This window comes from Microbulbifer mixtoriginis (SeqCode), assembly GCF_052468275.1.
In genome coordinates this window covers 1705489-1718031 of sequence record NZ_CP174341.1, presented here as the reverse complement: position 1 = coordinate 1718031, position 12543 = coordinate 1705489, and the positions used below count along the sequence as shown (strand labels likewise).

Below are 12543 nucleotides of genomic sequence, written 5' to 3'. Positions count from 1 at the left end.
GAGAATGGTTTGCATTAGCCTTATGATGCAGGTAAATTTCTCGCACTTCAAGCCCATTGCCAGAGAAATTATCTGGCTGTGAACTCTTGCACAGGAAAGGGTCGCGTTTTCCTGTGATTTTTTATGAATTTGTTGTGGAGTCCCGGATGCGGAGATCCCTGAATCACCCCAAACATCACCTGCGTAAAATCAATATGGTGGTGGCCAGCCAGGGAGCTGCCCAGGTTGTTCTACTGACTCAAATTCCACTCATCGTTGAGCGCTGTGGACTGAGTCTGGCCAGCATCGGGGGGTTAGTGGCCCTGGGTACTTTTTGCCTGATGATTGCCGGACCACTCTGGGGTGAAATGGGGGACAGGGTTGGCCGCAAGCCAGTACTACTCGCAGGGCTGACTGGAGCACTGCTGGCCCAGTGCCTCTTTGTGGCCCTGTTGGTGGCCATGTCCCAGGGGTACCTGGAGGAAAGTAATGCCCTAATAGCTCTGGCAATCAGTCGTGTCATTTATGGGTTGAACGCTGCAGCCATCTACCCCTGTTGCCAGGCTTGGGCTATTGACCTGGGGGAGCCGGAAAAGCGTTTATCAATTCTTTCAGGCTTGAGTGCGGCGGCTAATCTGGGACGAGGACTCGGGCCACTACTTGCCTTGCCGGCTCTCCTCGCTGGCGCTCTTTGGCCTCTGGCGTGGCTGATATTGCTACCATTCATCACCCTCGTTTTAACCGCCGGTCTGCCGAAGGGAAAGAGCCATATTGCAGAAACAGAATCCTCTGGAAATTCCTCCCTCCCTCCTGGTGCTCTGGCCCTTTTTGCCACCGCTCTGCTCGGTACCGTTAGTGTTGGTCAGCTGCAGGTTGTCATGGGACCTGCTCTTAAAGATCTCTACGGTCTCAGCGCCATGGGCGCCTCATCAGCTACTGCCGTATTGTTGGCTGCAGTGGCGATTTGTGGGTTCCTGGTTCAGATTGGTCTGGTGCGCAAACTCAAGGCGCCGCAGATGAGTTTTATGTTGGGCGTAAGCTCCCTATGCACAGGCACCATCTTACTCTCCAGTACCCTAGGCAGCCTGCTCGCAGCTGCCGGCCTGCTGATCTTTGTGGTGGGGATTGCCTTTTTGGTACCGGGCTACAGCGCACTTTTGAGCCAAGCGAATCGACGCGGTGGCCGGCTATTTGGATTTCTATCACTGATGCACACCGGCGGTTACACTATCGGTTTTGCCATCGGTGGCTGGCTTTATGAAAGGGATCCGCAGCAACCCTTATTGGGATTACTGGTCAGCGTCTCACTTATCGCGCTTTTTGCACTACTCAGCAGCATAATCAGCAAGAAAAAGAAAGTGGGACAGACCCAATACACTGCCAGGTAACAAAGTTATTGCTTAATTTGAAAAAGGGTGGCCTGTGCCACCCCTGAAGATTCAGAGATACCGCTGCCAGAATTCGGCCTGCCCAAACTCTTCATCCAGCGTATAAGGCTTGAACCCCGACTTGCGATAGGCATTCTTCGCGGCAAAGTTTTTTTCCAGTACTTCCATAGTCAGCTTACAGCCCCCTCTCTTTTTTGCCTCTAACGCCACAAAGTCCATCATGGCAGCGCAAACGCCCTGCCCCCGGGCGCGCTCACTGACGATAACATCGTGAATATTAATCAGCGGCATACAGGAAAATGTGGAAAAACCGGTGAAACAATTAACCAAACCCAAGGCCTCATTATCGCCATAGGCGAGCACGCTGAAAGCACCGGGAAAATTTGCCAATTTAGGCACCAGCTCATTGCGACAAGGCTCTGGCAATGGCCCCCCTCCACCAAAAGGATGGCGGGAGTACTCATCCATTAAATGGATAATATCCTCAGCCTGATGGCAGTCCGTATAATTCGCCAAAACCACACGCAATGCGCTGGAAGTCTCCGGGGTAACCAAGGCCATTATTATTCCTCCGACTTTTTCCACCTGGGAAATGCAAAAGTATTGAAAAGCGAGTATGTAAACAAATTTTTGTTAATTTGACGATTATTACTGCCAAATAAAATCCATACCGCTTTTAAGCGCTCTTTTCATTTCCTGGTTAATTTATCGGAAACAGCAAAACTCAAGCCAAGGGCTCCCTTTCCAGTTCTCGACTAAAGGGGTCCTCTCCACCATTCATTGGTTCAATAGCTCCTTCCTCTTCATCAGAATTAGAGGTGTATCCACGTAGCCGAGTCCGCCGCGCCTGTAGCTGGCGCATACGCAAACGGTGCCGATCAGCAAATCCAGAGCGCAAGGATGTTCGCTGTCGCCTACCGGGACCGGAGTGATTCCTTCTCGCCATCATTTCTCCTTAAATTGAGACCCAATGCTAAAAAATAGTCATCTTTCAGGTTAGCCCATACCCTCTTGGCCCGCAGGAATAAAGCCGCTATCCTCCCAACATTATGTCCAATTAGTCATATCAGGATACAAACCCATTGCACCCGCTAGATCATCTATTAAAAAATAATCAGAACTGGTCCGAGGCCACCCACAAGGACAACCCGGACTTTTTCTTAAAGCTTTCAAAGCAGCAATCACCGGAATACCTTTGGATTGGCTGCGCAGACAGCCGTGTGCCCGCGAATGAAATTGTCGGGCTTTTGCCCGGTGAGCTGTTCGTACACCGCAATGTCGCCAATGTGGTGGTGCATTCTGACCTCAACTGCTTATCCGTTTTGCAGTACGCGGTAGAGATTTTGAAGGTCAAGCATATTATCGTGTGTGGGCATTACGGCTGTGGTGGCGTACAGGCGGCACTACACAACGAACAGCTTGGTCTAATTGATAACTGGCTGCGCCATATCCAAGATGTTCGCGACAAGCACCACACTCTGGTTGACTTATTCCAGGAACAACAGCGTACAGACCTACTGTGCGAGCTCAATGTCTTGGAGCAAGTAATCCATATTTGCCAAACGACAATAGTACGCGACGCATGGCGCTCAGGTCAGTCACTCTCCATTAACGGTTGGGTCTACGGGCTAAAAGACGGGCTCGTACACGATTTGGGGATTTCCATTCGCCACCCAGGAGAGATTGCAGACGTCTATCAAAATGCACTGACAAATATTTCCCAAGGCAAACACGATTAGCAGCACCCTCCGACGATCTCCCTTATATTTGCCCTAAAGCCGGTTGCCCTACAGCCGGCTACTGTCTAGCTAGCACGGGGGCACCATGCCAGACTATCGCCAGTGGGAATGTCAAATCTGCGGCTGGATCTACGATGAAGCCAAGGGCTGGCCTGAGGATGGGATAGCCCCTGGTACCCGTTGGGAAGATATCCCCGAAGACTGGTGCTGTCCCCAGTGCGGAGCACACAAGCAAGATTTTGCAATGTGTGAGCTGGATAAAAAGAAAAGCCCCCCTTCTCCACTTGATACCCCGCTTGACTCCCAGTTACCAACTCATCAGGACACAGCTACTTTTCGCCTCTGGGAGTGCATGGTGTGCGGATGGGTCTACGACGAAGCCAGGGGGTGTCCAGAGGAAGGCATTGCTCCCGGCACCCGCTGGGAGGATATCCCCGAGGACTGGAGCTGCCCGCAATGCGGAGTAGGTAAGGAAGACTTCGACATGGTGCTGGTGACTCCGGCATCAAAGCCTATAGAAAATGACACTGAGCTAAGTGGCGGTGAAGCTTCCAGCGAGAATCAAGCCCCACTAGTGATTGTCGGCACAGGCCTGGCCGGCTATCACCTAGCCCTGGAGTTTCGCAAGCTCGATTCTGTAACCCCCCTGATTCTGATCTCCAGTGATGACGGGGCCTTTTACTCTAAACCCCTGCTATCAGCCTCCCTTTCCCATGGAAAAACAGCCCAGCAGTTATGCCAAACCAGCGCTGAAGAAATGGCGCGTAAATTGGACGCACAGATTCTCGTACATACCCGTGTTACTTCAATTTCCCCCCACAGCAAAACATTACAGTTGCAGCAGGATGTTGATAACCACATAGCGGATATTCCTTACGACAGGTTGATATTGGCGACTGGTGCCCACTGCCGCAAATTGCCGGCTATCGCGGGCAATGCCCACGCAAGGCTATTTAGAATTAACAACCTGACAGACTACCACCGCTTTCGCACCGCGCTCGTTGGCTGCCAGCGGGTCCTCCTGATCGGTGCAGGTCTGATTGGTTGTGAGTTTGCCAATGATTTGGTGCAAGCCGGATATGAAGTGGCTGTGGTAGATCCTCAGGAGTGGCCGCTCGCCTCTCTCTTGCCAGAAGCTGCCGGTCGCGATCTCCAGGAAGTCCTAAGTAACAGTGGCGTTCGTTTTTATCTGGGAAAATCCATTCGTTCCCTGAATCAGAATCCTAAAGGCATTGAAGCCCTGCTGGATAACGGTGAGACGCTAGTGGCAGATATCGCCCTGGCGGCACTGGGTCTTGAAGCTAATACTGCCCTGGCTAAAACTGCGGGACTGAAAATTCAGCAGGGAATTGCCGTAGACCGGAAATTACAGAGTAACAATCCGCATATATTTGCCATTGGCGACTGTGCGGAGGTAGAGGGGCACCAACTGTTTTACGTCGCTCCCCTAATGACTTGTGCCCGCGCCCTGGCTCAAACCCTTAGCGGTAATCCCAGTCCCGTACACTACGGCGTTATACCGGTTGCGGTTAAAACAACCCTGCGCCCCACAACCCTCTGCCCTCCCCATCCAGGCGCCGAGGGCAGCTGGCAAGTATCTCAAGACACAAAAGGCGTCTGTGCCGAGTTTCGCAACAGTAGGGGAGAACTGCTCGGTTTCGCACTGACTGGCGCCGCAATTACAGAAAGGGAGCGGCTGATGAGTGAGTGCATGCCGCTTATGGACAATAAGTCATTCGAATAACGATATTCGAGCTTCTTTTACTAGCTTGCGAGGCAAGACGCGCAATCAGTACGCTTTTGCCGTAAAATGGCTGGCTAGCACAGTTTTTGTACAAGCAACCATCGTATGTCGACAGAAAGAAGCTCCATTATCACTCCCTCCCCTCAACAAAGTCGCCTGCTGCGCGATACTCTGGGCCAGTTCGCTACTGGGGTCACCGTTATTACCACGCAGGACTCTGAGGGACAGCCTGCGGGGATGACCGCCAACAGCTTTAATTCAGTATCTTTGGACCCCGCACTGGTTCTATGGAGTATCGACAAACAATCACTGGGCTACGAGGCCTTCACCACCCGCGAACACTTTGCAGTACACGTACTGCGCGCAGATCAGCAACACGTTTCCAACCTGTTTGCCGGTCGCGGGGCCGATAAGTTTGGGCAGATTCAGTGGAGCGAGGGCCCAGATGGAATACCTCGCCTGGAAGAGTGCGCCGCCTATTTCCACTGTCGCCGTGTTCAGTGTATTGAAGGTGGGGATCACACCATCCTGCTGGGAGAAGTTTTGGAGTTCAGTGCTTTCGGCGGCGAACCCCTAATATTCCACCGCGGACGCTACCGCGCCTTGTCTGGAGAATAAAAAACCCAGAGGTTCCACCATCAAGACTTTTAAGGGGGCACTCTGCCCCCTTTTAAATTTTCCAAACCTATAAAGGTATTTGCCTGTCTGGCTGGGTTAACAACCGATAGACTTAAATCACCCTTGCCTCATCATTTAATAATAAGCTTTTAAAAATTATCGGGGGGAGTTAAGCAACAATGGGCCCAAGCACACTTTTCTGTTTTGCCCACCGGGGATACCAACGCCAGGCCAGTGAAAACACTTTACAGGCCATCAGCCAAGCATTGGCGTTGGATGTTGATGGTATTGAAATCGATGTCTGGAATATTGGTGGGCAGCTCTTGGTAACACACGATAGGCGCCTGGGTAGACTACTTTCCGGCAACGAGCTAATAACTGATCTACATCCAGACGCCCTGCGCCAACGCCCCCTACCCTGCGGTAATAAGATTCCAACCCTGCGTGAAGTACTGGAGCTAATCGGTAGTAACGCCCAACTCAATATAGAGATCAAGGGTCCAAATTCAGCTGCGCTAGTAGCCAAAGAAATACAAACATTTGTCAGCGACAAGGGCGTAAGCTTTGATCAATATATTGTTTCCTCTTTTGATCACCGACAGCTCCACGAGTGCTTACAACTGATACCCAGTGTGCGCCGCGGAGTTTTATTCAGTGGTATTCCCCTCGACTTAGCCGCGAGCACAGTGCCTTTGAAGGCTTATTCCCTGCATACCAGCTTGGATTTTATCAGTGCTGATTTGATTGCCGATGCAAAACAGAGAGGCTTAAAAAACTATGTCTTCACGGTTAACAGCCCTGATGACCTGATACTCCTAGCCTCTCAAGGTGTGGACGGTGTTTTTACTGATCAACCAAAGATAGTACTGGACTTCAATATGCAGGTTAATACGAGCGGAAAATCGATCTGAGTCTTCATAGAGATTGGTCCATGAACAAAAAAACCCGGCAAATACCGGGTTTTTTATTGCTTACAATAAGTACTTCAGAGTAAATTTTGATTGGCATCGGCTATCAATTAATGAAGGCTTGATACCAGTCCCCAATCAAAAAACCCAATCCACTAAAACTCTGCACTCGCACGGAGATACCAAAAGCCGCCGTTAAAACCAAACGGTGATGTCAGAGCATGGCGAACGCCTAAATATTGCAGAGTACCGTCTTGTTCATCATCGGGCTGCACATCAAAAATATTTTCACCACCTATGGATAATTTATAATTTTCATAGAGGGTAAAGGTCGCCTCCAAGTCCACCAAAATTTCACTACCATAACTGTAGGTATCCGTAGCATCACCAGGACCAAACAAACCACCAGTAGACTCCCAATCACTGTAGCGATTGAATCTTAAGTAGCCTCTAAACAAATCACCTGTATCAAAATCAAAAGTCAGAGTTGTGCGATCACTGGGCACCTGATTTTCCAGGTCGAAGACTCTGGAGGCATTAATCGTATTAGTTTCTACTTTACTCACTTCTTGCTTATTGTGGTTGTGACGTAAATCCACAACCAGTAAATTACCTGCCACTTCAAAATCACTGGTAATGGCCAAGTCGATACCTGAAACTTCTGAATCGTATGCATTGACAAAATAGTTGGCATTGCTGTCTTTCAATAAGGCAGCATCCTCTACCCCTGCATTCTGTAGCAGCTCGATTTCTTCTGCGCCGATTTTATTGTTGCGCAATGCAAGGCGGTCTTCGATGTCAATGTTGTAGTAATCAAGAGTGACGCTGGTATTGCTAAACGGCGTAAACACTGCCCCTAAGGTAAAGCTGGTCGACTCCTCTGGCGTCAACTCTTTTGCCCCCAAGGCCATTGCTACCGGATGGTCCACCGGATAGGTACCACTCGGAATCAGGTTACCACTGGAATCTGCAGTGGTAGTGACATTAAGGGTATTCACTTGCCCAGGTGTTGGCGCACGGAAGCCCGTATTCACTGTCCCGCGCAGAGCAAGGTTCTCATTGACATCGTAACGAGCTGAAAGCTTCCAGTCGGAGGTGGAACCAAACTCATCATATTCTTCTAAGCGCAACGCCACGCCAAGGGTTAGTGCATCAGTAACATCCGCTTCGAGGTCGATATAAGCGGCAATACTCTCAATACTGAAACTACCGTCTGAGTCTTTGGAGAACCCCTGAAAACCATCTGATCCCACTCCAAAATACACCGCTGTTGGGCCAACCTCAGTAGATGCAGTATCACCAGCTCCAATTGAATAGGTTTCCTCACGCCATTCAGCGCCAAAAGCAACATTCAGTGGGGAGGCAAAGGCAGCAACATCAATAGGTTTCACAAAATCTGCATTTAGACTGGACTCTTCCTGGGTGAGGGTGCCCGGTTTGAAACTAGTGGGTGACAAAACCCCGAGGCTGGGATTAATAGAGTTTTTCAATACATATTCCACCTCATTCTCTGCAACACGAGCACGCAGATCCCAGGTCAAACCATTTTGAAATTCTCCACGAGCACCTATTACAGCGGAGATATCCTGAATTTCCGCACCAAATTGTGGATTGTAACCACCCGGGAATTGGGTATAAATCGGATTGCGCAATACATAGCCACTGGGGCTGGAGTCATCCGCTACCAGGTAATCAGACGGATTTAAGCCTTGAGCAACAATATAATCAATCAGTGACTGAGGGGCTGGATCTGGCAAATAGTCGATACTACCCGGATCTGCAGGGTCATTGGGCATATCAACTTGTAAAGTGCCACGAGCGGTAAACTCATGTTCAGGATCTAATACTGGACCACGATAAAAGAAGTCTGAAATTGTTTCATTATTCGAGTAACCAAAATTTCCGTACAATTCGAAATTGTCATTAATTTCAAGGCCGCTGTTGACGAAAAATTTCAGTGCCTCCACATCCGGGTCACCCCAACGTTGGCCTAGCCCATCAAGGGGAACTAGGTTTTCACCAACTACAGAACCCACAAATTCCGCATCTGGGCGAGCAACCCCCCGCCAAGTTTTATCAGCTTTGGAATATTCTACAGTGGCATTAACAAACCCCTGATCAAAAAGGTTGAAACCAGCATTAGCGGCAAAAGAATTACGAGTTCCATCCCCCTCAAAATATTCACCGGTCTGAGCAGAAAGAGCAAAACCTTCAGCAGCATCCTTTAAGATGATATTAACCACGCCGGCAATAGCATCGGAGCCATACTGGGCCGAAGCACCATCACGCAGCACCTCGACTCTTTCGATAGCCAGTGAAGGCAACGTGGAAAAGTCCACCGCCTGAGCCCCCTGATTTACCGTACCCAGAGGAGCGAGCTGTAAATTCACCAAGGCAGAACGATGCCGACGAGTGCCATTGACCAGTACCAATGTTTGGTCCGGGGACAAATTACGCAGGGTTACTGGACGAATAAATGCCGTACCATCGGCGATGGGAAAGCGCTGGGTATTAAACGAGGGAGCAATTTTTGCCAGAGACTCGGTGAGGTCAAAGCCTGCTTGATCTGCCAACTCCTCTCCGCCAACTACGTCAACCGGTGAAAGAGTTTCTGTTGGGGAAACACCTTCCTTACGGGTACCAGTAGTAATCACCTCTTCCATAGTACGATCATCGGCTGTCGAAGATTTTTCATTCCGATCCTGCGCAAAAGCACCTGGAGCAGTCAGCGCGATGGCGATTGCCAACGATAAAGGTTTTAGCAAATGGGTTTGCATATTGCCCGTCCTCTCTTCTCATTATTAATTCGGACAGCACACCACAGGTTACCCCTGATAAGTGATGCACAGTAATTTTCATGCGCACAATTTCAATAACTGTGCGCGACTTATTTCTGTGGGAATATGTCAGTTCGCCAAGATAGCTGCAAATTTTGGCGTCAGTGCTAAAAGATTTTCACTTTTTGGCATTTTCCCTCGTTCGATTAGACAACAGTTACTCTGGAAACCAAAATCCATGGCGTTTAAATTAATTTATAGCAATGACTGTCAGAGCCGACTGCCAGCCTTAACTGCCAATCATGTCATTTTTTTGCTGATATTTTAAAATCGAGGATGAAGATAATAGGCCCAGGGAAGAAAATTCCCTGGGCCCTCTTTTTTTATTGCGGGGTATAGGTGACATCCAGCTCAAAGTTGGAAGTTTGACGGCTGTATCCGCGAACCATGATGAAAGCTTGACTATCACCGCTCGGCACTTGTAGCGAACAATTTTCAGCTGAACCATTCTCGTAGGGCCGGCAATCGTAGTAGCGCCAGGTCGGGGCTGCTCCAAACCGCACGTATAGATCAGCGTCATTGGTGCCGGTCATATCCGCAACAAAATTGGTTGCCGGTGTCACGCTAAATGGCCCGTAATGCTCCTCTCCACCACGAGTCACACTGCCAGAGAAACTTTCCGTTTTCTCCTGACCTGGATCGGGATCGGGATCCGGGTCGGGATCAGGACCTGGATCATCACCAATGGATCCCTTGGCCAGCTCTGCCACATAAGCGGCAGCCAGTTTGCCGAACTTCACAGCGTGATTTGCATCGCCACCACTGTTGGCTAAAGTGTCATTGACAGTGTGGATATAAGGATTAGAGCCATTAAATGTGGCCTCGAAAGGGAAAGAGGCCGCGAAGCCCTGGTTGTGCCAGGAGGCATGATCGGAACAAGCATAACCACAGGTAGTTGTGCCGACACTAAGGTTCCCCAGATAGGTCTGAGCAAGATCTTTCAGGAAGGCATTCTGTGAGCTGTTGGTGTAATCACCAATAATATAAATATCACTGTTTGAACCATAATAATTGGTCATATCCAGTTGTAGAACACCAACCACATTTTTATTTTGGTTCTTGTAATCCGTAGCAATATCATCGGAACCACGCAAGCCAACCTCCTCTGCCGCATACCCCATAAAAGCCAGAGTTTTTGCAGGCTTGTAACCTGTTGCCACTATGGCATTCACCACATCGGTCAGAGTGGCGATACCCGAGGCATCATCATCGGCACCCGGTGCCCTTGTGCCTTCCCCGGTACCCCAGCCAACGGTGGAATCCAAATGCGCCCCCAATACCACGATTTCATCAGGGTTTGTTTGCCCCTGAATAGTGAGAATGACCGAAGGCTGAGCCCAACTATGGCTATAGAGCTGCACAGATGCATCGCTGCGAGAGCTAGTCAATGCTTGCCATTTATCCCGAATCCATTCAGCACCAGCTACGCCTGTAGAGGTGGTGTAAAAGCGATTGGTAAAATTGGAAAGGCTGGTGATTGTCGAGCGAATATTTGCCTCAGAGATTTCCGCCTGTAGGGCATTCACCACATTGGCATTATCAATGGTATAGCTGGCAATACTCGACACAGTGTTAGCCAGTGGAGAGAGCTGCGCAGTTTGCGCCTCCTGCAGGGAATCATGCACCATAAAGCCACCACAACGATTGTGGCTATTATGCATTATCGTAGAAATTTCGGATAAATTATCCTCATTCACCTTCAATATGGTTATACCATTGCGCTCTCCTAGTGCATTCAGGGGCTCCTTAGCCATTAACGCACTGCTTTTTTTCAGGGATTGATAACCGTCACTGCCGATCGTTATCCACAAGTCCTCAGCTAAAGTTACACCGGGTACCACCAGTAACCCTAGTAGCGATGTACAAATCATTTTTTTCATTATCTTCTCCACATTGATTGATTCCCCCAGCGTAAGTCGGCAATTTCCCAAAAAACGCAGGGAGGCACTGGAGACTCATGCAAAATCCTTGCACAAACAGCATGTACCGATGCTGACGACATTAAAAAAACCCATAAAAAAACGTTCTTAAATACGCAACCTGACTCAAGAAGAAATACTGTACGACATATGGATTTATTTTTATTATTTAAACTTTGATAAACGCCGGGATTAACAGATAGAAAAACTCAATAAAAATCAAAGAAACAAGCACCAACAGAAAAATGGTACTTGAACAATTTAGCACCACTCACCAAAAAACAAATAATAATTTTTAAGACTGAAGAGAACTTAAAAAATTCTGAATATAAAAAGTTTCACTATCGTGAATAGAGAACGACAATCACCAGGCGAATTAAATCCAATAAAGGGCTATTAGAAAACGATCGAAATCACTCAACATAATAAACTCTGTTGGATTAGACAGGGCCTATCGCGCAATGAATTACACTGCCTTCTTAACTCTATACCTCAACTCTTAGCCCTCTTCTTTTTCACCTTATGTAGAGAGTGCAGAGACACTTTGGTATCGCACAAGGTTTATGAGCCTTTGACCCATTCTCTTCAGCTTACAGTCAGGTTGGCTCAGGTAAGTTGCCCTTTTATCCCGATCATAGGAAACAGCAGTGAAGCTAAGATTTGGAACCCTTTCTTTGGTCGCCATCACGCTCTTAAGCACCGGTTGCGCCACCATGAGCAAAGATGAATGCCAAGTAGCCGACTGGCAGGCACTGGGTTATGAAGACGGCGCCGAAGGAAGAGGATTGAGTTACATGGGCAAACGACGGGAGTCCTGTGCAAAGTATGGCGTTCAGCTCAATACCAGTTCCTACCGCAACGGGCGGGATGAGGGGTTAGAACTTTTTTGTACAGAGCTACGCGGCTTTTCTGAAGGGCGTTCAGGGGAAAACTACGCCGGCGTTTGTCCCGCGGGCCTTGAAGGGCTCTTTCTGAAAGGCTATGAAACCGGCCGGAATCTTTTCATTGCCAAAACTGCAGTTGAAGAAATTGAAGCGGCTATTCATGATCGGGAGCTGGAACGTGAGCACCTCCTAGATGACATGACTGAAATAGGTGCCCAACTGGTTGAAGATGAAGCGACACGCGAAGAGCGGGTTACCCTGTTGGCCGACATCGCACGTCTTAAGGTGCGCCATACAGAGCTGGGACTAGAGATTGACGACCTACTATTCGAGCTGACACAAAGACAATTGGAATATCAGGATTTATTGGCTATATCTCCCTACCCACAATAAGTAACAGGGTAAACCCAGGCGGAGGAGAAGAGAAACTGTTCATTAAACGACCTGGAGCATGGAAAAATTAGTTATTAACGCCACTCTTCAAATAGCCTTATCTGTAAGGAGTTATTATCTTCCGCCTTTAAATA

General features: G+C 48.8%; 10 protein-coding genes. 6 read left to right on the top strand and 4 right to left on the bottom strand.

The genetic code is table 11. The features are described from left to right. The first annotated feature begins 146 nt into the window (after positions 1–146). Positions 147–1367, top strand: coding sequence for an MFS transporter (locus ACJJIC_RS07475; RefSeq protein ID WP_444910352.1), 1221 nt, complete (start codon positions 147–149; stop codon positions 1365–1367). A 51-nt stretch (positions 1368–1418) separates the two neighbouring features. Here the strand turns inward: ACJJIC_RS07475 and ACJJIC_RS07470 are convergent, their stop codons facing one another. Together ACJJIC_RS07470 and ACJJIC_RS07465 are read right to left on the bottom strand one after the other, a co-directional pair. Next, positions 1419–1928 (bottom strand): GNAT family N-acetyltransferase, encoded by a 510-nt coding sequence (locus tag ACJJIC_RS07470; protein WP_252083103.1) that lies wholly within the window; start codon positions 1926–1928, stop codon positions 1419–1421. A 163-nt stretch (positions 1929–2091) separates the two neighbouring features. Next, a complete protein-coding gene (locus ACJJIC_RS07465) occupies positions 2092–2313 on the bottom strand; it encodes a hypothetical protein (protein WP_444883952.1) in 222 nt (73 codons plus the stop codon). A gap of 136 nt (positions 2314–2449) precedes the next feature. Between ACJJIC_RS07465 and can the strand changes: the two genes are divergently transcribed. The 4 genes from can (at position 2450) to ACJJIC_RS07445 (ending at position 6379) form a co-directional block, all read left to right on the top strand. After that, on the top strand, positions 2450–3106 hold the full coding sequence (gene can / locus ACJJIC_RS07460; RefSeq protein ID WP_252083105.1) for a carbonate dehydratase: 657 nt from the start codon (positions 2450–2452) through the stop codon (positions 3104–3106). A gap of 85 nt (positions 3107–3191) precedes the next feature. Further along, positions 3192–4850: an FAD-dependent oxidoreductase gene (locus ACJJIC_RS07455; protein WP_445356700.1), complete on the top strand. Its 1659-nt coding sequence runs from the start codon at positions 3192–3194 to the stop codon at positions 4848–4850. 105 nt (positions 4851–4955) lie between these two features. Continuing rightward, entirely contained in the window at positions 4956–5468 is a 513-nt protein-coding gene (locus tag ACJJIC_RS07450; RefSeq protein ID WP_444883950.1) for a flavin reductase family protein, read from the top strand. Between the two features lie 179 nt (positions 5469–5647). Further along, positions 5648–6379 carry a glycerophosphodiester phosphodiesterase gene (locus tag ACJJIC_RS07445; protein ID WP_445356699.1) on the top strand — a complete coding sequence of 244 codons (732 nt, stop codon included), beginning with the start codon at positions 5648–5650 and terminating at the stop codon, positions 6377–6379. Positions 6380–6531: 152 nt separating this feature from the next. Here the strand turns inward: ACJJIC_RS07445 and ACJJIC_RS07440 are convergent, their stop codons facing one another. Together ACJJIC_RS07440 and ACJJIC_RS07435 are read right to left on the bottom strand one after the other, a co-directional pair. Next, a complete protein-coding gene (locus ACJJIC_RS07440) occupies positions 6532–9153 on the bottom strand; it encodes a TonB-dependent receptor plug domain-containing protein (protein ID WP_445356698.1) in 2622 nt (873 codons plus the stop codon). Between the two features lie 383 nt (positions 9154–9536). Then, on the bottom strand, positions 9537–11093 hold the full coding sequence (locus tag ACJJIC_RS07435; RefSeq protein ID WP_444910356.1) for a M20/M25/M40 family metallo-hydrolase: 1557 nt from the start codon (positions 11091–11093) through the stop codon (positions 9537–9539). A 686-nt stretch (positions 11094–11779) separates the two neighbouring features. Here ACJJIC_RS07435 and ACJJIC_RS07430 point away from each other — a divergent pair. Then, positions 11780–12409, top strand: a complete 630-nt coding sequence (locus ACJJIC_RS07430; RefSeq protein ID WP_444910357.1) for a DUF2799 domain-containing protein — start codon at positions 11780–11782, stop codon at positions 12407–12409. Positions 12410–12543: the final 134 nt, after the last annotated feature.